The 19,296-nt window shown below is 71.5% G+C and carries 19 protein-coding genes; 12 read left to right on the forward strand and 7 right to left on the reverse strand.

Going from position 1 to position 19,296, the window contains the following annotated elements; genetic code table 11:
- Positions 1 to 9: 9 nt before the first annotated feature.
- On the reverse strand, positions 10 to 477 hold the full coding sequence (locus tag ABD665_RS20340; protein WP_204913078.1) for a DUF2000 family protein: 468 nt from the start codon (positions 475 to 477) through the stop codon (positions 10 to 12).
- Positions 478 to 582: 105 nt separating this feature from the next.
- On the opposite strand from ABD665_RS20340, the gene ABD665_RS20345 reads away from it, so the two are divergent.
- Positions 583 to 1,065 (forward strand): AsnC family transcriptional regulator, encoded by a 483-nt coding sequence (locus ABD665_RS20345; protein ID WP_204913077.1) that lies wholly within the window; start codon positions 583 to 585, stop codon positions 1,063 to 1,065.
- 9 nt (positions 1,066 to 1,074) lie between these two features.
- Here the strand turns inward: ABD665_RS20345 and ABD665_RS20350 are convergent, their stop codons facing one another.
- Both ABD665_RS20350 and ABD665_RS20355 read right to left on the reverse strand, forming a co-directional pair.
- Positions 1,075 to 2,457 carry a serine hydrolase gene (locus tag ABD665_RS20350; RefSeq protein WP_204913076.1) on the reverse strand — a complete coding sequence of 461 codons (1,383 nt, stop codon included), beginning with the start codon at positions 2,455 to 2,457 and terminating at the stop codon, positions 1,075 to 1,077.
- A 29-nt stretch (positions 2,458 to 2,486) separates the two neighbouring features.
- The gene (locus tag ABD665_RS20355; RefSeq protein ID WP_204913075.1) at positions 2,487 to 3,143 is read right to left on the reverse strand and encodes an NAD(P)H-dependent oxidoreductase; all 657 of its coding nucleotides are present in this window, start codon (positions 3,141 to 3,143) and stop codon (positions 2,487 to 2,489) included.
- Positions 3,144 to 3,242: 99 nt separating this feature from the next.
- On the opposite strand from ABD665_RS20355, the gene ABD665_RS20360 reads away from it, so the two are divergent.
- The 9 genes from ABD665_RS20360 to ABD665_RS20400 all read left to right on the forward strand — a co-directional run bounded on the left by ABD665_RS20360 (position 3,243) and on the right by ABD665_RS20400 (position 12,747).
- The gene (locus ABD665_RS20360; RefSeq protein ID WP_204913074.1) at positions 3,243 to 3,641 is read left to right on the forward strand and encodes a winged helix-turn-helix transcriptional regulator; all 399 of its coding nucleotides are present in this window, start codon (positions 3,243 to 3,245) and stop codon (positions 3,639 to 3,641) included.
- Between the two features lie 176 nt (positions 3,642 to 3,817).
- The gene (locus tag ABD665_RS20365) at positions 3,818 to 4,411 is read left to right on the forward strand and encodes a DapH/DapD/GlmU-related protein (protein WP_204913073.1); all 594 of its coding nucleotides are present in this window, start codon (positions 3,818 to 3,820) and stop codon (positions 4,409 to 4,411) included.
- Positions 4,402 to 5,739 carry an MFS transporter gene (locus ABD665_RS20370; RefSeq protein WP_204913072.1) on the forward strand — a complete coding sequence of 446 codons (1,338 nt, stop codon included), beginning with the start codon at positions 4,402 to 4,404 and terminating at the stop codon, positions 5,737 to 5,739. Before ABD665_RS20365 ends, ABD665_RS20370 begins: the two co-directional genes overlap by 10 nt.
- Positions 5,736 to 6,773 carry a TolB-like translocation protein gene (locus ABD665_RS20375; protein ID WP_204913071.1) on the forward strand — a complete coding sequence of 346 codons (1,038 nt, stop codon included), beginning with the start codon at positions 5,736 to 5,738 and terminating at the stop codon, positions 6,771 to 6,773. Before ABD665_RS20370 ends, ABD665_RS20375 begins: the two co-directional genes overlap by 4 nt.
- Before the next feature lie 100 nt (positions 6,774 to 6,873).
- Positions 6,874 to 8,457: a glycosyltransferase gene (locus tag ABD665_RS20380; RefSeq protein WP_204913070.1), complete on the forward strand. Its 1,584-nt coding sequence runs from the start codon at positions 6,874 to 6,876 to the stop codon at positions 8,455 to 8,457.
- A gap of 47 nt (positions 8,458 to 8,504) precedes the next feature.
- A complete protein-coding gene (locus ABD665_RS20385) occupies positions 8,505 to 10,079 on the forward strand; it encodes an acyl-CoA ligase (AMP-forming), exosortase A system-associated (protein ID WP_204913069.1) in 1,575 nt (524 codons plus the stop codon).
- A complete protein-coding gene (locus ABD665_RS20390) occupies positions 10,076 to 11,302 on the forward strand; it encodes a pyridoxal-dependent decarboxylase, exosortase A system-associated (RefSeq protein WP_344742949.1) in 1,227 nt (408 codons plus the stop codon). Before ABD665_RS20385 ends, ABD665_RS20390 begins: the two co-directional genes overlap by 4 nt.
- Before the next feature lie 26 nt (positions 11,303 to 11,328).
- Positions 11,329 to 11,601: a phosphopantetheine-binding protein gene (locus ABD665_RS20395; protein WP_204913068.1), complete on the forward strand. Its 273-nt coding sequence runs from the start codon at positions 11,329 to 11,331 to the stop codon at positions 11,599 to 11,601.
- A 12-nt stretch (positions 11,602 to 11,613) separates the two neighbouring features.
- Entirely contained in the window at positions 11,614 to 12,747 is a 1,134-nt protein-coding gene (locus tag ABD665_RS20400; RefSeq protein ID WP_204913067.1) for an acyltransferase family protein, read from the forward strand.
- A 103-nt stretch (positions 12,748 to 12,850) separates the two neighbouring features.
- Here ABD665_RS20400 and ABD665_RS20405 read toward each other — a convergent pair whose 3' ends face one another.
- On the reverse strand, positions 12,851 to 13,795 hold the full coding sequence (locus ABD665_RS20405; RefSeq protein WP_204913066.1) for a right-handed parallel beta-helix repeat-containing protein: 945 nt from the start codon (positions 13,793 to 13,795) through the stop codon (positions 12,851 to 12,853).
- 627 nt (positions 13,796 to 14,422) lie between these two features.
- Here ABD665_RS20405 and ABD665_RS20410 point away from each other — a divergent pair.
- Complete coding sequence (locus ABD665_RS20410) at positions 14,423 to 15,895, forward strand: DUF4082 domain-containing protein (RefSeq protein WP_204913065.1); 1,473 nt, start codon at positions 14,423 to 14,425, stop codon at positions 15,893 to 15,895.
- Positions 15,896 to 15,953: 58 nt separating this feature from the next.
- On the opposite strand, the gene ABD665_RS20415 is transcribed toward ABD665_RS20410, so the two are convergent.
- Both ABD665_RS20415 and ABD665_RS20420 read right to left on the reverse strand, forming a co-directional pair.
- The gene (locus ABD665_RS20415; RefSeq protein WP_344742951.1) at positions 15,954 to 16,607 is read right to left on the reverse strand and encodes a polysaccharide deacetylase family protein; all 654 of its coding nucleotides are present in this window, start codon (positions 16,605 to 16,607) and stop codon (positions 15,954 to 15,956) included.
- A complete protein-coding gene (locus ABD665_RS20420; RefSeq protein WP_344742952.1) occupies positions 16,604 to 17,659 on the reverse strand; it encodes a glycosyltransferase in 1,056 nt (351 codons plus the stop codon). Before ABD665_RS20420 ends, ABD665_RS20415 begins: the two co-directional genes overlap by 4 nt.
- A 185-nt stretch (positions 17,660 to 17,844) precedes the next feature.
- Here ABD665_RS20420 and ABD665_RS20425 point away from each other — a divergent pair, with 185 nt between their 5' ends.
- The gene (locus ABD665_RS20425; protein WP_204913063.1) at positions 17,845 to 18,516 is read left to right on the forward strand and encodes a hypothetical protein; all 672 of its coding nucleotides are present in this window, start codon (positions 17,845 to 17,847) and stop codon (positions 18,514 to 18,516) included.
- A gap of 48 nt (positions 18,517 to 18,564) precedes the next feature.
- On the opposite strand, the gene ABD665_RS20430 is transcribed toward ABD665_RS20425, so the two are convergent.
- Positions 18,565 to 19,248 (reverse strand): hypothetical protein, encoded by a 684-nt coding sequence (locus ABD665_RS20430; RefSeq protein ID WP_204913062.1) that lies wholly within the window; start codon positions 19,246 to 19,248, stop codon positions 18,565 to 18,567.
- Positions 19,249 to 19,296: the final 48 nt, after the last annotated feature.

A 19,296-nucleotide genomic window follows, 5' to 3' on the forward strand; every position in this document is an offset into this window, starting at 1 on the left:
CTGCCGGTCTCAGGCCAGCAGCGGCAGGCGGCCGACGACCTTGTCGACCCGGTTCCGGGGGCCGACCAGGCTGACGGCGAGCAGGTCCAGGTCGGCCGTGCGGTGCTCGGCGACCTGCTCCAGGTAGCCGTCGTAGACGCGGGTGAGCTGGCCGTACGCCGGCATGTCGGCGACGTGCACGTCGGGCTTCTCGACGGCCCGGGCCCGGATGCCCGCCAGCTGCTCGGTCGTGGCGGCGAGCACGGAGCAGCCGGCCCACGGCAGCCCGGGGTGGACGGAACCGTCGGCGTCGACCGCGTCGGGACCGAGCAGGCCGTCGACGGCGGTCGCCGTGGCGGCCGCCACGCAGACGGCCGCGTTCACCGCGCGCCCGGGCGGGAGCGAGGCGTCCACGACCACGACCCACTTCAGCCGGGCGGCCCGGGTCGGGGCGTCGGTCCGGACCTCGTCCGGGGTGAAGCCGATGCGTTCGGTCATGTCGGGACTCCTGGCCGTCGAAGGTGCGGGGACAACGCCGACAACCTCTCCTGCCGACGGGTCTTCGTCCACCTGCGCCGTACGACGTCCGGCTAAGGTCCACCCATGGCGGACTTCGACGTACTCGACACGGCGATCCTGGCCGCGCTGCAGGTCGACGCACGGCGGACGAACCGCGACGTCGCAGCCGCGGTGGGGGTCGCTCCGACCACCGCGCTCGACCGCACCCGGGCGCTGCGCGACCGCGGGGTGATCACCGGGGCGCGGCTCGAGGTCGACCTCACCGCGATCGGCCGGCCGGTCCAGGCCCTCGTGGCGATCCGGGTCCGCCCGCCCACGCGGACGAACATCGAACGGTTCCGGAGCTGGGCCGTCGCGCTGCCCGACACCCTGGGCGTGTTCGTCACCAGCGGCACGGAGGACTTCCTGCTGCACCTCGCCGTGCCGGACACCGACAGCCTGTACGCCTTCGTCGTCGACCGGCTGACGACCCGTCCGGAGGTCAGCGACGTGCGCACCTCGGTCGTCTACGAGCACCTGCGCAGCAACGTGCTGCCGCCCGCCCGCGGCCGGGTCGGGCGGGGCTGACCCTGCCGCTCAAGCCCGTGGGCGCGGGGTGGCCAGGCTGGCGATCGTCGGACGCCAGAGCGGGGTGGTGTGCCAGGTGACGCTCGAGCCCGCCGGGCCCGTGAGCACGCGCAGCCGGTGCGGCGACTCGACGAGGACCACGTCGAGCGCCGCCCCGTCGCCGGCGTCGGTCCCGTGCGCCGCGACCAGGACGCCCCAGCCGTCGGCGACCGCGAGGTCCGTGCGCGGCCAGCCCTGCCGGCCGACCGCGACCGTGTAGGTCCGCCCGGCCTCCTCGAGGGTGAGCGTCCAGCCGCCGTCCGCCTCGCGCACGTCCACGACCCGGAGCTCGTCGGCGGCCCGGTCCGCCAGCGGGTCCGGACGGTCGGTCGCGATCTCGAGGTGCTCGAGCCGCTCGGCCAGCGCGGCGTCGGCCTCGGTCGACGTGGGTGCGTCGAAGGCCGGCAGCAGGTGCGCCCAGGCCGCGTCGAGCACGCCCTGCATGTTCTCCGTCCCGCCCGTGGCCACGAGGACGGCGTCCTGCTCGGGCAGCAGCACGACGAACTGCCCGTACGCGCCGTCGCCGCGGACCGTGCCGTGGCGGCCGCGCCAGAACTGGAAGCTGTAGCCCTGGCTCCAGTCGGGGTTGGGCTCGGCGGGGTTCGGCGTGTGCAGGGCGAGCGCCGTGGCCGTCCACCCCTCCGGGAGGACCTGACGCCCGGCGTAGACGCCGCCGTCCAGGTAGAGCTGGCCGAAGCGCACCAGCGCCTCCGTGGTCAGGTGCAGGCCGGTGAAGGCGATGTCGCGGCCCGCAGGGCGCTGGTCCCACCAGCCGGGCGTGATGCCGAGCGGCTCGAACAGCCGGGGCCGGAGGTACGCGGTGAGCGTCGTGCCGGTGACGCTCTGCAGCACCGCTCCGAGCGTGTAGGTCGCGGGGTTGTTGTAGGCGAAGACCGTGCCCGGGTCGGACTCCGGCTCGATCGACAGGAAGCCGAGCGCCGGGTCTGCGGCGTCGCGCACCCGCGGGTCGTCGAGCGTGTCCGCGTGGTGCCCGCTGGCCATGGCCGCGAGGTCCCGCAGGGTCATGGCCGCCGTGCGGGGCCCGACCTCGCCGTCCGGCCGGAGCCGGTCCACGACCTTGTCGTCGAGGGTCACGAGGCCCTCGGCCACTGCGAAGCCGAGCGCGGTGGAGGTGAAGCTCTTGCTGAGCGAGTACATCAGCGTCGCGTCGTCGGGGCCGTACGGCTCCCACCACCCCCGGGCGAAGACCCGGCCGTGGCGCAGCAGCGCGACGCTGTGCAGCTCCTGGTCGCCGGCGGTCTGCACGGCGTCGAGGAAGGCCAGGACGCCGGCGGCGTCCACGCCCACCTCGCTCGGCGTGGCCTGGGGAAGGTCGAGGGGAGAGGTGCTCACCCCTCGACCCTAGGAGGCCCCGGGCTGCGTCAGGCCGCGACCTGGCTGCGCCGGCGGCCGAGCTCGGCCCCGTGCCGGCGGGCGAGCTCCTCGGCCTCGGTCCGCAGCTCGGCGGCGAGCTCCTTGAACTGGTCCATCGCCGGGTTCACGCCCACGAGGGTGAACTCCGCCTCGGTGACCGTGAGGTCGAGGCCCCACAGGTCGGCGAGGATGCGGCGCATCCACGGGGTGGCGTGGTCCCAGCCCTCGCGGGGGGTGCCGGCCTGGTAGTTGCCGCCGCGCACGACGACGAGCTCGGCCGGCTTGCCGGCGAGCGTCGTGGTGCCCGGGGCCATCCGCGGGTCGGTGATGACGAGGTCGACCCAGGACTTGAAGTGCTGCGAGACGCCGTAGTTGAACAGCGGGACGGCGAACAGCAGGGCGTCGGCCTCGACGAGCTCGTCGACCAGCGTGGCGGCGAGGGCGCCCGCGTCGCGCTGGGCCTGGGTGCGCTGGTCCTCCGGCACGAAGGCGGCGGTGACCGCGTCCCCCCAAGCCGTGGCGGGGATGACGTCGGTGCCGATGTGACGGCGGACGACGTCCTCACCCGGGTTGGCCTCGGTCCAGGCCTGCTCGACGATGTCGCCGATCGCGCGGCTGTGCGAGCCCTCCACACGGAAGCTGGCGTCGAGTCGGAAGAGAGTCATGGTGCGTGCTCCACTACTTCGAACTTAGCAACTAGGAATTTCCTAGCAGGTAGCCCGATGCTAGCACGGGTAGACTCGGACGCAAGGAGCGTGAGAGCGATGACGGAGACCGTGGACCGGGCGGACGTGCAGGACCCGGCGGGTGGGCACGAGGACGGGCTGACGTGCGAGCAGGTCGAGCCCGGCATCGTGCGCTGCGACGCGGGCCTGTCCCAGGTGTTCGCGATCCTCGGCAAGCGCTGGAACGGCATCATCATCGGCGCGCTCTCGAACGGACCGGCCTCGTTCTCCCAGCTCGGCCGGGGGGTGACCGGCATCAGCGACTCGGTCCTGTCCGAGCGGCTCTCCGGCCTGGCCGCCGCCGGGATCGTGACGCGGCTGGTCGACAGCGGTCCGCCGGTCGCCGTGACGTACGCCCTGACCGAGGCCGGGCGGGCGCTGCTGCCGGCGATGGACGAGCTCAAGCTCTGGGCCCACGAGCACCTGCCGCTCACCTGACGGAGCGCCCGCGCGTCAAGGATTTACCTTCTCAGCGATTCTGAGTTTCTTTCTCAGTTCGTCTGACCCGCGGGTCGCCGGACCCCCAGACTGAGCGTGGCTCGGGGGGGCTGCCAAGGGGCACGATCGCCCAACTCTTCCGAGCACGCGCTCGTCGCACTCGGGGGGGATGGGTCATGCGCGCTCAAGGGCTGCTGCCTGACGTCTTCGTGCACCCGCAGGGGCTGTGCGAGTCGACCGACGTCGGTGCGGGCACACGCGTCTGGGCCTTCGCCCACGTGCTCGAGGGAGCGCGCGTCGGGACCGACTGCAACGTCTGCGACGGTGCGTACGTCGAGGGCGGCGCGGTGCTGGGCGACCGCGTCACGGTCAAGAACCAGGTCATGGTCTTCGCCGGCGTCACCGTGGCCGACGACGTGTTCCTCGGCCCGGGCGTCACCTTCACCAACGACTTCACGCCCCGCGCCCACGTCCGCAAGGGACCCGGCGAGCTCGACCCCACCTGGGTCGAGGAGGGCGCCACGCTCGGCGCCCGCGTCACGGTGGTCTGCGGCGTCACGATCGGCGCCAACGCCTTCGTCGGCGCCGGCGCGGTCGTCACCCGCGACGTGTCCCCCCACGGCTTCGTCGTCGGCAACCCCGCCCGCCAGATCGGCTGGGCCTGCCGCTGCGGGCGCCGCCTCGACGACAGCCTGGTCTGCTCCTGCGGACGGGCGTACACGCTCGACGCCGACGGCCTCCACGAGAGCGTGGTGGTCCCGTGTACGTGAGCCTGCGCAACAGCCCGGCGGCCGCGCCGACCGACCAGACCACCGGCACGGACGAGACCGCCCGCGCCGACACGAACGCCCTCGCGGCGTCCGAGACGCCCGACCGCCGTCGCCGCGCCGGCGGTCGGGTCCCGGGCGTCGTCCTGGCCCTCGGCCTGACGAGCCTGTTCACCGACATCTCCTCCGAGGCCGTCACGGCCGTGCTGCCGCTCTACCTCACCGCCGTGCTGGGCCTCGGGCCGGTGGCGTACGGGTTCGTGGACGGGATCTACCAGGGCGCCGCCTCGCTCGTGCGGGTGCTCGGCGGCTGGTGGTCCGACCGCACCGGCCGGCCCAAGCTCGTCGCCGGGCTCGGCTACGGCATCTCGGCCGTCTCCCGCGTGCTGCTGCTCCCGGTCACCGGCGTCGCCGCCCTGACCGGCGTCGTCGCGCTGGACCGGGTCGGCAAGGGCCTGCGCACGGGTCCCCGCGACGCGATGATCGCCGGCGCCAGCACCCCGGAGCGGCTCGGGCGCAACTTCGGCGTGCACCGGGCGCTCGACACCGCGGGCGCGATGGCCGGCCCGCTGCTGGCCTTCGGTGTCCTGGCGGTCGTCCCGGCCGGCCTCGCGGGCTACCGCGCCGTCTTCGTGCTGAGCATCGCGGCCGCGGTGGTCGGGCTCGCCTTCCTGCTGCTCGCCGTGCCGCACCGGGCCCGCGCCGTCGTCGACCCGGCCACGCCGGCCCGTCGGCTGCGCTGGCGCGACCTGAGCGACCGCCGCGTGCGCTCGCTGATGCTCGCCGCCGGCCTGCTCGGCCTGCTGACCGTGGGCGACGGCTTCCTCTACCTCGTGCTCGCGGACGCCGGGGGCATCGGCCTCTCCTGGTTCCCGCTCCTCATGGTCGGCACCAACGCCGCCTACATGTCGCTCGCCATCCCGGTCGGACGGTTGGCGGACCGGGTCGGGCGGACCCGCGTGCTGCTGGGCGGGCACGTCCTGCTCGTGGCCGCGTACGCCGTCGCCGCCACCACCGGCGGCCACGTCGCCGGGGTCGTCGCCGTCCTGGTCCTGCTCGGCTGCTTCTACGCCGCCACCGACGGCGTGGTCAGCGCGCTCGCCAGCCAGGCCGTGCCCGAGGGGAGCCGGGCCACCGGCATCGCCGCGGTGCAGACCGCCGTCGGGCTGAGCCGCTTCGCCTCGTCGGTCTGCTTCGGGGTGCTCTGGCAGCTCACCGGGCGTTCCGTGGCGCTGCTGGCCGTCGGCCTCGCGCTCGCCGTCGCCATCCCGGTCGCCGCCCGCCTGCTCCGGGCGACCCCGGTCGCCCCGGCCCCGGCGGGTGCCGCATGACCCGCGTCCGGCTCGTCGCCCTCGGCGGCATCGTCGCCGTCTGCTTCGCGCTCGTCGTCGTCTACGTCCTGCAGGTCCGCCACGCCGGGGACGTGAGCGCGGCCGCCGCGCCGACCGTCGCCACCGTGCCGATGGCCACGGTCCTCGCCGGCCCGCACCTCGTCTTCCGCAACGCCGCCCTCGGCAGCGACTACGGCAAGCTCGCCGCGGTCACGCTCGGCGACCCGGGCGGCGCACGGGCGCTCGGCACCGTGAGCTGCGAGCGCGTGTACGCCACCAGGGACGCCGGCGTCTGCGTGACCGCCTCCGGCGGCATCGCGCCGACCTACGCGGTGTCGTCCCTCGGCGCCGACCTGGCGCCGACCTCGTCGGCGCCGCTCGCCGGCCTGCCGAGCCGGGCCCGGATGTCGGTCGACGGCCGGCTCGTCTCGACCACGACCTTCATCAGCGGCCACTCGTACGCCGCGTCCTCGTTCTCGACGGCGACCGTCATCCGCGTCGCCGGCCGGGCGCTGCCCAACCTCGAGACCTGGACGACCTACCTGCCCGACGGCCAGCGCCTCGTCGCCGCGAACCGGAACTTCTGGGGCGTCACCTTCGGCGCGGACGACGACACGTTCTACGCGACCGCCGCCTCCGGCGAGACCACCTGGCTGGTCCGGGGGAGCATCAAGGACCGCACGATGCGCGCGCTGCGCACCGACGCCGAGTGCCCCTCGCTGTCGCCCGACGGGCGCCACGTCGCGTACAAGAAGCGGCTGGGCAACCCCACGCCGGGCGTCTGGCGCCTCGCGTCGCTCGACCTCACGACCGGGGCCGAGACGCTGCTCGCCGAGACCCGCAACGTCGACGACCAGGTCGAGTGGCGCGACGACTCCTCCCTCCTCTACGCCCTGCCCCGCAGCGGCACCGAGGCCACCACGTCCGACGTCTGGCAGGTGCCGTCCGACGGTTCCGGCACGCCTTCGGTGCTCGTCCCCTTCGCCTCCTCGCCCGCGGTCGTGACCGCCGCCTCCTCGGCGACGCGCTCATGACCCTCAGACCCCCATGTCCTGCACGGCCACCTCACCAAGGAGTAGTCACCGATGACGACTTGCTCGAGCCAGCTGCCTCCGACCCGGACCGAGAGCTGACATGTCCCTGTTCAAGCTGACCCCGCGACGCGGGTCCGCCCGCCGCCCCACGCTCGGCGCCGAGAGCCGCGGCCTCCTCGGACGGTTCGGTGCCCGTCGCCAGCCGGTCGAGCAGCCGCGCCTCGACGGCCGCCGCCCGCACCTGCTGATGATCGTGCAGAACCTCCCCGTGCCACTCGACCGGCGGGTCTGGCTCGAGTGCCGCACCCTGTCCAAGGCCGGCTACGAGGTCACCGTGATCTGCCCGAAGGGCCCCGGCGACCCCAGCTACCAGGTCATCGACGGCATCACCATCCACAAGTACCGTCCGGCGCCCAAGACCACCGGGTTCGCCAGCTACGTGTACGAGTTCGGCTACTCGTGGCTGCGGACCGCGCTGCTCTCGCGGCGGGTCTGGGCGAACAAGCCGTTCGACGTCATGCAGGCCTGCAACCCGCCGGACACGTACTGGCTGCTCGCCCGCCTGTGGCGGCGTGCGGGCGTGAGCTTCGTCTTCGACCAGCACGACCTCAACCCGGAGCTGTTCGAGTCCCGCTTCGGCAAGCCGACGACGTTCGGCGGGCGCTTCCAGTACTACGCGCTGCGCTGGCTGGAGCAGATGACCTACCGCACGGCGGACATGGTCATCTCGACGAACGAGTCCTACCGCGCCATCGCCATGGGTCGCGGGCAGCGGGCGGGGGAGGACGTCGTCGTCGTCCGCAGCGGGCCGGAGACGGAGCGCATGCGCCCCGTGCACCCGGAGGACACCGACGCCGGGGCCGACCCGCGCAAGGTGCTGGCCTACCTCGGGATCATGGGTCCGCAGGACGGCGTCGAGCAGGTGCTCGTCGTCATGCACGACCTCGTGCACACCCGCGGCCGCACCGACGTGCGCGCCGTCCTGATGGGGTTCGGCGACTGCTACGAGGACCTGCAGGCGATGACCACGGAGCTCGGGCTCGAGGACTGCGTGACCTTCACCGGCCGCGCGAACCTCGACACGATCGCCGACGAGCTGAGCCAGGCGTCGGTCGGGCTGTGCCCGGACCTCAAGTCGCCGCTGAACGACGTCTCCACGATGAACAAGACGATGGAGTACATGGCGTACGCCCTCCCGTCGGTGGCGTTCGACCTCGTCGAGACCCGCGTCTCGGGCGGCGACACCGTGCTCTACGTCCCGTCCGGCGACACGAAGGCCTTCGCCGACCAGGTCGAGCGGCTGCTCGACGACGACGACCTGCGCTGCGAGATGGGCCGGGCCGCCCGTCGCCGGGTGACGGAGGAGCTGGACTGGAAGCAGCAGGCCATCAGCTACCGCTCCGTCTTCGCCCGGCTGACCGGCTGGACGGAGGAGGACGCCTTCACCGCGCACCTCGCCGGCGTCGACACGATCCCCGACTCGCTGACCGACCCGGAGTGCGACCACCGGGGCCGCCGGTTCGTGAACCTCGACGACATCGAGCTGACGGCCTTCATGCTCGGCCGGAACGTGATCGAATCCGTGCACGTGGACGAGGTCGACCCGGTCGACGTCGGTGCACCCGCCCGGGTGCAGGGTTCCGGCAACCTCGAGCTCCGCGACTCGTTCAACCTGGTCAACTGAGGGCTCGTCCGAGCCGAGCCGACCGCCGAGACCAAGGAAGACGCACCATGAGGACGAACCTGCACCACCTCCTCGAGGAGGCGGCCGGCGCGCGCCCGGCCGCCCCGGCGCTGAGCTTCAAGGACGCGACGGTCAGCTACGGCGAGCTGTGGCGGACCTGCGAGGCCGCTGCCGGCGGTCTGGCCGCGCTCGGCCTGCGGCGCGGCGAGCGGGTCGCGGTGTTCCTCGACAAGCGCATCGAGACGGTGGCCGCGTTCTTCGCGACCTCCGCCGCGGGCGCGGTCTTCGTTCCCGTCAACCCGGTGCTCAAGGCCGCCCAGGTCTCCTACATCCTCGGCAACTGCGACGTGCGCGTGCTCGTCACGAGCGCCGACCGGCTGGCTGCGGTCGCCTCGGAGCTGCCGGCCCTGCCGGCGCTGGAGCACGTGGTCGTCGTCGGGGACCCGGAGCGGGAGCTGCCGGCCGTCGGGGCGGGCGTGACCCTGACCCGCTGGGAGAAGCTGCTCGTGCCGGGCGTGGGGCCGACCGGGCCGCGCCCGCTCGACCTGGACGTGGCCGCGATCTTCTACACGTCCGGCAGCACGGGCCGTCCGAAGGGCGTGGTGCTCAGCCACCGCAACCTCGTGGTCGGGGCGGAGAGCGTCAGCTCCTACCTCCGCAACACGGCCGACGACGTCATCCTCTCGGCGCTGCCGCTGAGCTTCGACGCGGGCTTCAGCCAGGTCACCACCGCCTTCGCCGTCGGGGCCCACGTCGTGCTGCACAACCACCTCGTGGCGACGGACATCCCGAAGCTCGTCGCGCGTCACGGGGTCACCGGCCTGACGGCCGTGCCGCCGCTGTGGCTGCAGATCATCGGCACGACCTGGCCCGAGGGGGCCGCGAGCACGCTGCGCTACTTCGCGAACACCGGCGGCCGGATGCCGCGGACCACCCTCGACCGGCTGCGGGCGCTGTTCCCGGACGCCCTGCCCTACCTCATGTACGGCCTCACCGAGTCCTTCCGGTCGACCTACCTCGATCCCGCGGAGGTCGACCGCCGTCCGGACTCGATCGGCAAGGCGATCCCGGACGCGGAGATCCTCGTCGTGCGCCCGGACGGGAGCCTCTGCGACCCGGGCGAGCCCGGCGAGCTGGTGCACCGGGGAGCCCTGGTCGCGCTCGGCTACTGGGAGGACGAGGCCAAGACGGCGGAGCGGTTCAAGCCGGTCCCCGGGGGTCGTCCCGCCTGGCGCGCACCCGAGCTCGCCGTCTACTCCGGCGACACGGTCGTCGCCGACGACGAGGGGTTCCTCTACTTCGTCGGGCGCAGCGACGAGATGATCAAGACCTCCGGCTACCGGGTCAGCCCGACCGAGGTCGAGGAGGCGGCGTACGGGACCGGGCTGGTCGCCGACGCGGTGGCGCTCGGCGTGCCCGACGAGCGGCTCGGCGACGCGATCGCGCTGGTGGTCACGCCGGCCGACGGCACCGAGCTGGAGCCGAAGGCCCTCGTGGCGGCGCTGCGCAAGGAGCTTCCGCTCTACATGGTCCCGTCGAAGGTCGTCGTACGGGCGAGCATGCCGCGCTCGCCCAACGGCAAGTACGACCGTCCCCTCGTGCGTGAGGAGCTGCTCGCGTGAGCGCCGCGGACCTCGTGGCCGACTTCGGCACCGTCAAGGGCGAGCTCGCCGTGGGCGGGACGCCGCTCAGCCTGCTCGCCGCCCGCGTCGGCTCGACGCCGTTCTTCGCCTACGACCGCCGGCTGCTGACCGAGCGTGTCGCCATGCTCCGGTCCGTCCTGCCCGACGCGCTCGACCTCACGTACGCGATGAAGGCCAACCCGATGCCCGCCGTGGTGCAGCACCTCGCCGGCCTCGTGGACTCGATCGACGTCGCGTCGGCGGGGGAGATGGCGGTCGCGCTGGACACCGGGATGCCCGCCGACCGGATCAGCTTCGCCGGCCCGGGCAAGACGGCCGCCGAGCTGCGTCGCGCGGTGGCCGCCGGCATCGTGGTGGAGCTGGAGTCGGTGACCGAGGCGCGCCGCGTCCTCGCCGCCGGCAACGAGCTGGGTGTGCGCCCGCGGGTGGCGCTGCGCGTCAACCCGGACTTCGCCGTCAAGGGCTCGGGCATGCGGATGGGCGGGGGACCGCAGCAGTTCGGGACGGACGCCGAGCAGGTGCCCGACCTCGTCGCCGAGCTCGTGGGCGCCGACGTCGACGTGCTGGGGTTCCACGTGTTCGCCGGCTCCCAGAACCTGCGCGCGGAGATCATCGCCGAGGCCCAGCGGCGCACCGTCGACCTCGTCGTCGGCCTCGCCGACCTGCTGCCGACACCGGTCCGCTACCTCAACCTCGGCGGCGGCTTCGGGATCCCGTACTTCGCCGCCGACACCCCGCTCGACCTGGGGGTGGTCGCGGACAACCTGGCCGCACTCGTCGACGGCCCGATCGCGGCGCACCTCCCGGAGGCGCGCACGGTGATCGAGCTCGGTCGCTACATCGTCGGCGAGTGCGGCGTCTACGTGACCGAGGTCGTCGACCGCAAGGTCTCCCGCGGCAAGACGTACCTCGTCGTGGACGGTGGCATGCACCACCAGCTCGCGGCGTCCGGCAACCTCGGTCAGGTGATCCGGCGCAACTACCCGCTCGTCGTCGGCAGCCGGGCCGAGGAGGAGGCGGTCGAGACCGTGTCGGTCGTCGGTTGCCTGTGCACGCCGCTCGACCTGCTCGGCTCCGACGTCGAGCTGCCCCGCACCGAGGTCGGCGACCTCGTCGTGCTGTTCCAGGCGGGGGCCTACGGCCTCACCGCCAGTCCCACCCAGTTCCTCGGGCACCCGGCTCCGGCCGAGGTGCTGGTCTAGCTCCCCGTCCTCCGAAAGGCTCCTTCATGACCGCCGCCACAGGCCCCGCCACCGGCTCCCTCCCCGAGGTCGCCGAGACCCTCGTCGAGACCCTCGGCATCCAGGACCGTGCGTCCACGCTCGACGCCAGCACCGAGCTCTTCGGCGCGATGCCCGAGCTCGACTCGCTCGCCGTGCTCGAGCTCGTGTCCGCCCTCGAGGACCGCTTCGGCATCGTCGTCGAGGACGAGGAGTTCGGCGGGGAGATCTTCGAGACCCTCGGCTCCCTCGCCACCTTCGTCGACGGCAAGCGCGGCTGAGGTTCGACCACCATGGCCCTTCCGTCCGTGCTGCGCGGAGTCACGTTCCGCACCCGTCCGCCGAACGCTGAGCAGGCGCCGGCGAACGGGGTGCCGGTCTCGGCTCCGGTTCACGTCCCCGCGCTCGACGGTCTGAGGGCGGTAGCGCTGCTCCTGGTGGTCCTCTTCCACGCACGGATCCCGGGTTTCTCGAACGGCGACCTCGGCGTCGACGTGTTCTTCGTCCTGAGCGGCTTCCTGATCACCGGGATCCTGCTCCGCTCGGCTGACCGAGGTCGCGTGAGCTTCCTCGACTTCTACCGTCGTCGTGCTCTTCGGCTGCTTCCGGCGTACCTCACGGTCCTCGTGGTGTGCGTGGTGACCGATCTCGTGCACAACTCGGGGGGAACGCTCAAGGGCGCAGCCACCTCGTTCTTCTACGTGTCGAACTGGGCCGCGGCGGCGGGTGTCGGCACCGGCCTGCTCGCCCACACCTGGTCCCTGTCCATCGAAGAGCAGTTCTACCTGCTCTGGCCTCTGGTCCTGGTCACGGTGCTGGTCCGGGCGCGGGGCGATCTGGTCCGTGTGGCCCGCGTCGTCGTCGCTCTGGGACTGGCGTCCTACCTCACCATCGTGGCCTGCTACCTGCTCGGGGCGTCGGTCGAGCTGGCGTGGAACGCCACCACGTCGCGCGCCGTCGAGCTGTTGGCCGGGTGCCTGCTGGCTGTCGTCCTCCAACGGCGCCGCCTTGCTGATGAGCCGGTGCTCAAGGTCGGGAGAGGGGCGACGGGCCCCGTCGCGCTCGTGGCGCTCGTCGCACTGGTGCTGGTCAGCAGCCACGACCCATCGAACCCCTGGGTCGAGATGCTCGTGCAGTGGCCGTTGGTCGTCGCCCTGACCGTCCTGCTGATCCTCGCTGCCGTCGCCGGGCCGAACCTGACCGCGAGGCTGCTGGCGGTCCGGCCGTTGGTGGTCATCGGCAAGGTCTCCTACGGCGCCTACCTGTGGCACTTCCCGGTCTTCGTCGTCGTCGACAGCACGTTGGGCCTCGGCACCTGGCCTCCTCGACTGCTCGGCATCGCGGTGACCGCCGTCATCGTGCCGCTCTCCTACCGGTTCGTCGAGCAACCCTTCCTTCGCCTCAAGGACCGCGCCCGGCGCAGCTGAGCACGCCTGCTGCCCTCTAGGTCGACCTACGGGCGCGGGTGGCCCGCGGATCCACTGACCGATCCTCGAGGCGCGCGGGGCGGAAGAAGATTCGTGAAGGTGGTCAGGAGACCGCCTTGCCCTTCTCTGGCCCGTCGTACCAGGTGTTCCCACTCACGCGCACCGGAGGAGCGGTCGACGTCAGGGGTCCGTAAGCGCCGCCCTTGGGAAAGATGCTCGTGGTGAACTGGTTGTCGGTGATGACGATGTCGGAGACCTTGGACTTGTCGTCCGTCGTGGAGTCGTAGCCCCCGTAGACGGTGTAGGCGCCTCCACCGAGCAGGTTGCCGTCGATCTGCACGTTCCGGATCTGGTCCGCCGCGTTGGTCGAGAGGATGATCGCCGACGTTGCTCGTCCCACGACCACGATCGTGTTGTGCAGGATCTTCAGGTCCGTGGTGCCGAGCGTCTGGATCCCGTCGTTGTGGGAGTCCGCGCTCTCGGCGAGATCGTGGATGAACGTGTCACGGATGACCACTCCCGACCCGGCCTTGAAGCCGTCAACCGTTCCGTGGACGTTGCACCGGAGGCAGGTGTAGCCGCCGCCGTTGACGGCGGAGTCGCCGCCCGTGTTGCCCTGACCGTCGATCTCGACGTCGGTGAGCGTCAGCCCGGTGTTGCCCTGGTCGGAGAGGACGTTGAAGAAGCAGCCTCCGGAGGAGATCAACGAGTTCTTGATCGTGACGTCGTCGGCCTTGATCACCAGGCAGCCGGTGATCCTCTTGGCGTCGATGACGGTACCGGCCGTGGAGATGGTGTAGGGGCCGGTGTAGTCGCTGAGCGAGGTCCCTTCCGGGACGCCGGTGCTCGAGGCGTCAGGCGGCGTCGTCCCTGGTGCGTCTCTCGGCACGGACGGCGGTTGCGGAGCGGGAACCGGCCCGGTCGACGGACCGGCACCAGGACCGGCCTCGTCCCTGGTGGCGACCAGCACCACGACGATGCCCACCACCAGGAGCGCGACCAGCGCGGCGACGAGCCTGATCAGCTTTCGACGAGCCACTCGCGCCATCCCAGCTCCCCTCGGCCCGCCCACGCGAACGCCTCCGTGCCGCTTCCTCATCTTAAGGTCAGGGCCCTCTCGGGGGGTCGACGACGCACAACACGGCTCCCGTTCCCTCGGTCGCCTCCTCGGGGTCCTCGTTCTGAACCGACCGGCTCCTCCTTCCCGCCGTCGTCCGACCGCCCAGGACGGCTCGTGGGTGGAGTGACGTCGAACACGTTCCCATCGGCTGAACAGGCGCTATTCGGGGAGGAAGCAGATGGTTCATCTGCTGTCGCCGTCAATCTGGCCGCGGTTCCGGCACGTGTCCACGCGGCCTCCTGCGCGTTGTTCCTCTGCGCCTGTGACTAGGCCAGATGCGCCATTGGGATGTGTTGCTGCGCCGTTCGCAATAACGCCGATTGCGCTTCTCCGAACTCCGGAGAAATTGACGTTGATCATTAGTCTGAGAGCGATGTGACAGTCCGTTATGAGACTGTTATAGTCGGCGCAGTTCCCGGGATCTATTAATTCTGAATCACAAAATGAATTCGTCCTCGCGCCGCATCCTCGTGGCTCGTGGATGTACATCGGCATGTTCCCAACGTCGATCCCCCCACGACCGTCACCAACCCGGTCTCGACAGAAATGAACACAATGATCATTCCCACGCCCTCGTGGCGCACGGCCGACCTGTCGGCCGACCGCCGACCAACGGTCTCGAGGTCCCGTCAGGCCGGGTTCCGTGCGCTGGCCTTCGCGGCTCTCGCCCTTCTGCTCGGTTCGATGGTGGCGCTGTCGCCCTGGACCAGCCAGCCCGCGCAGGCAAAGACCACCGTGCTGGGCACGGCGACGCCGGCCATCAGCTCCTTCGACGACGACGCCTCGCTGACGGTCGGCGTGAAGTTCACCCCCAAGGCCTCGGGCGCCGTGACCGGGGTCCGCTTCTACAAGGGCTCGGGCAACACCGGCCGGCACGTCGGCGCGCTCTACTCCTCGACCGGCCAGCTGCTCCGGCAGGCCAGCTTCGACGCGGAGACGTCTGGAGGGTGGCAGTCGGTCACCTTCGACACCCCTGTGGCCGTGCGTGCGGGCAGCACCTACACCGCGGCCACCTTCCTGCCGGACGGGCACTACGCCCTGACCAGTGGCTGGGGCTGGCCGGACGACGGGCCCGACATGGTCGGGCTCGCCGGCACCTACAACTACGGCCGTGGGCTCGAGTTCCCGGCGTCGACCTACGGCAGGTCCAACTACTTCGTCGACGTGACGTTCCAGGCGGGGCAGCCGGCAACGGCTCCGCAGCCCGCCCCGACGCAGCCGACCACGCAGCCGACCACGACCCCCGCCCCGGCGCCGGCGCCTTCGAACGGGTTCCCCGACGCAGGCAGCACCGGTGTTCCCACGGGAGTTTCGCTGAGCGCCTACACGGGCCCCTCGACGATCACCCGCGACGGGACGGTCATCGACGGGAAGAAGATCACGAGCTGCCTGGTGATCAAGGCCGACGACGTGACGATCAAGAACTCCCTGCTGCAGTCCGGCCAGTGCTTCTTCAACGTCCTGTCTGACGAGGGCAACACCGGGCTCACGCTCACCGACGTCGAGATCGACGGTCAGGGCAACACGGGCGGTGACTCCGCCATCAACGGCGGCGGCTACACCTGCCTCCGGTGCGACATCCACGGCACGGTCGATGGTCTCAAGGCGCAGTCGGGCGTGGTCGTGCGCGACTCCTTCATCCACGACCTCGCGCAGAGCCGGGACTCGCACAACGACGGGATCCAGACGCTGGGCACCACGAGCCTGAAGATCCTGCACAACAGGATCGTCATCGGGGGGAGTGCCACGTCGGCGATCATCCTGTCGACCAACGCGGCGGACCAGATCCGGAACGTGCAGATCGACGGCAACCTGCTGGGTGGGGGCGCGTACACCGTCTACGGCGGCTACGACAGCCCCTCGGTGGCGGGGAAGGTCTCGAACATCGCCATCACCAACAACCGGTTCACCACCGCGATCTTCGCCAAGTCTGGGGCTTTCGGACCCCTGACGTCGGCTGACTCGCCGGTCGTGGTCTCCGGCAACACCTGGTACGACGGCCCGAACGCGGGTCAGACGGTTCGCTGACGCGCGAGCCCTGCCAGCACCGGCAGCACCGGCCACGAGGTCCGGTGCTGCCGGTGTCTCATCTCAGCTGCTTGACGCCGCTCTTCGCCCGACCCAGAAGGCGCCGCGCCCACGGACCGGGCGTCAAGAGATCGTTCCGGACGCTGTCGGCGGTGTCGTCCGACCGCAGGCTGAAGCGGTGCTGGAGCCAGGCCGACGACTTGGAGGGCAGGCGGTCGCTCGTGTGGACGTGGGCGTAGCCCAGCTCGCGGAGGCGTCCGAGGGTGCGGCGTTCGTAACGTCCCAGGGGTAGCGCCGCCTCGTCCACCGGCTCCCCGACGACCTCGGACAAGATCGTCCGGGCGTCCACGAGCTCGCGGCGCTGCGCTGCTTCGGACAAGGATCGCCACGGCACGTGGTCCATCCCGTGGCTACCGATCGTCATCCCCTGCGACCGGAGCTGACGGACCTGCTCGGCGGAGAGGCTTCCCGGCTGGTCGAGGCGACCCGCGATGACGAAGAAGGTGGCCGAGAGGTCGTGCCGCAGCAGGCCCTCGAGCCCGATCTCCACGTCCGAGACGTTGCTGTCGTCGAAGCTGAGGCGCACGTCGTCGCGGCCCGACACCTCCTCGAGCACAGTGTCGAAGAGGTCCTCGGAGATCCAGTAGCCCGCCTCGCCGGGCTCGAGCTCCCGCTGAGGCGTCCCGATCCCGTGGAAGCAGATGTTGATCACGAGGACGTCCCGGGTCCCGAGGTCGAGGTGGCGTCGCTCGTGTGCCGAGCGGTCGTGTCCTGCCCCCACCGGACTGCCCTTCGTGCGCCGAGCCGGGCGAGCACGGCAGCGAGCGTGGTCAGGCACACGTAGACGATGCCGGCCGGCACGAGCCGAGGCTCAGGTGCGACCACCTCGGTCAACCAGGCCAGTCGATCGGAGCCGCGCACCTGGCTCGTGGTCCCGACGGTGTCGGGGCCGGGTCTTGGCGAGCGGCTGGAGCCACGCAGATCGGCGTTGCCGCGCCGGACGCGCACGAGCCTCCGCAACAGGGCTGACGTGGTCGCCGGAGCGACGATACCGACGTCGACGGAGTCGATCGGCCGCTTCTCCTCGAAGGAGTAGAGCGAGTCGAGGAAGAGGTCGTCGGCGACCACACCCGGGAACCGGTCGAAGCGCCTTCGCCCGTTCTCGCTCAGCACGATCATGCCGCGCCCGAAGAGGCTGTTGCGGTAGGCAGGCAACCGGCTGCTGACGGCCATGTACGCCCGCACGAGCGTGCTGCTGCCCGCAGTCACGACGTGGCGGCGCGGGGCGGCGGCCAGGACGCCGGGATCGTCGGCGAAGACCTGCTCGGCCGCGGCGAGGGCGTTCGGTGGCAGCACGATGTCGGCATCCAGGTAGATCCGCGGGAAGCCCCTGGCGGCGGCATCACCCACGACGAGGGCGGCCGACTTGCCAGGCTCGGGCAGGTCGATCACGGTCGCCCCCGCCCGTCCGGCGACGGCGGCGGTGTCGTCGTGGCAGCCGTTGGCGACGACGACGACCTGGAGGTCGGCCACACCTTCCTGCGCCCACAGGGCCGAGAGGCAACGCTCGATCACGGCCGCCTCGTCGTGAGCGGCGATCACCACGCTCACCATGTCCGTCCCCCGTTCTCGCCCCGACCACGCCGCAGCACCGCAGGAGAACCAGGCCGCCGGAACGGGCACGAAGATAGCGGTCGTGGTGGATGTGCGTGCGACTTTGGTCCGACGGGCTCCGGGAGCCGTAACCTGTTGCCGTGCCCGCACAGCCCGGTCTCAGGGTCCGGCCGATCGAGCCCCATGACCTCGACCGGGTCGGGGTCTACCTGCACCGCAGCCTCAACGACCGCCTGTCGCCTTCCGCCTGGGCCGAGGCCTTGACCCCACCCTGGAAAATCGACTCCCCCAACCACGGATTCATGCTGTTGGGCGATGGTGGCGAGGTGGTGGGCGTGAACGCCGCGATCTACTCCTCGCGAGTCGTCCGGGGTGAGCGTCGCGAGTTCTGCAACGTCGCTGCGCTCTGCGTGGACGAGGCGGTTCGGCCGCACGCGGTCCGTCTGGTCCGGTCGATCCTCAAACAACCCGGCTACCACTTCACCGACCTGTCTCCCAGCGGGAGCGTGGTCGAGCTCGACCGCCGTCTCGGGTTCCGGCCGCTGCCGACCAGCACCACCCTCCTGGTCAACGTCCCGCGACCTCACCTCCGCTACCGGCTGGTCACGCGGCCGGCTGCGATCGCCGCCCTCCTCGTCGGGGACGAGGCGAATCTCTACGACGATCATCGGTCCGCGGCCGCCGCGCGGCACCTGGTGATCACCCGTGGTGACGAGTCCTGCTACGTCATCTTCCGCAAGGACCGCAGGCGGGGACTGCCGCTCTTCGCGACGATCCTGCACGTCAGCAACCGCGACCTCTTCTCGGCGGGGCTGAGTGCCGTGACGAGCCACCTTCTCCTGAGGCACCGTGCCGTCTTCACCCTGGTGGAGGAGCGGGTGGCCGTCGTCTCTGCACCGCTGAGCCGAACGCTCGCTCAACCCCGGCCGAAGATGTTCAAGAGCGACGAGCTCGACGCCGTCGACATCGACGACCTCTACAGCGAGCTCACCTGCGTCGCCTGGTGAGCTGTCCGGCGCAGGTCGGCTCCGCTGCTGTCTCCGTGCCCACCGGGGTCAGGCAGAGGGCGAGGCCTGGAGCATCTCGGCAGGCCGGGCGCGCCGCTCGCGCGACCGGGAGAGCAGCCGTTCGGCCCCGGCAGCCAGCAGCGCCGTGCCCACCAGTCCCAGCGCGAACGTCACGGCGCCGGCCCGCGTGCTCCTGGCGGCGACGTGGGTCGCACTCACGTCCTCGGGGGCGAGCAGCGTGGTGATCTGCGACGAGGTCGGCACGCCGGCGAACTCCTGACGCCGTTGGAGCATGAACCGCAGCTGGTCGACCACGCGCTTGGCCTCTGCGGTCACCTCGGCCTCTGACGGACCCACGACCTGGACGTCGACATACGGGGCGTCGAACGACGGCTTGAACTGCGAGCCCTGGTTCGGCAGCCGGACCTGCGTCCCGTCCCTCACGCCCTCCCCGTACAGGGTGGTGTCCGAAGCCGAGGTCAACAACGGTCTGCGGGTGCCGTTCCAGTCGCTGACCAGCAGGCTCGCCATCGGCGCCAGCGAGAAGGGCTGGACGGCGACGGTGTTGGGGTAGGAGATCTGCGGAGGACCCACAAGGACGACCTGGACCTCGCTGTAGTACACGCCCTCACGCTCGAGGACCGCGTACGTCGTCGCGAGCGTCAGCGCCAAGCCCACCAGCACGACGTACCACCGTCGCAGGCAGACGCGCAGGTACGCGGTCAGCGGCATCCCCGGAGCCCCCCTTCCTCGGACGATTCTCCCACGGCCTGGCCCGGC

The organism is Microlunatus spumicola (assembly GCF_039536445.1).
GTDB classification, from domain to species: domain Bacteria; phylum Actinomycetota; class Actinomycetes; order Propionibacteriales; family Propionibacteriaceae; genus Microlunatus; species Microlunatus spumicola.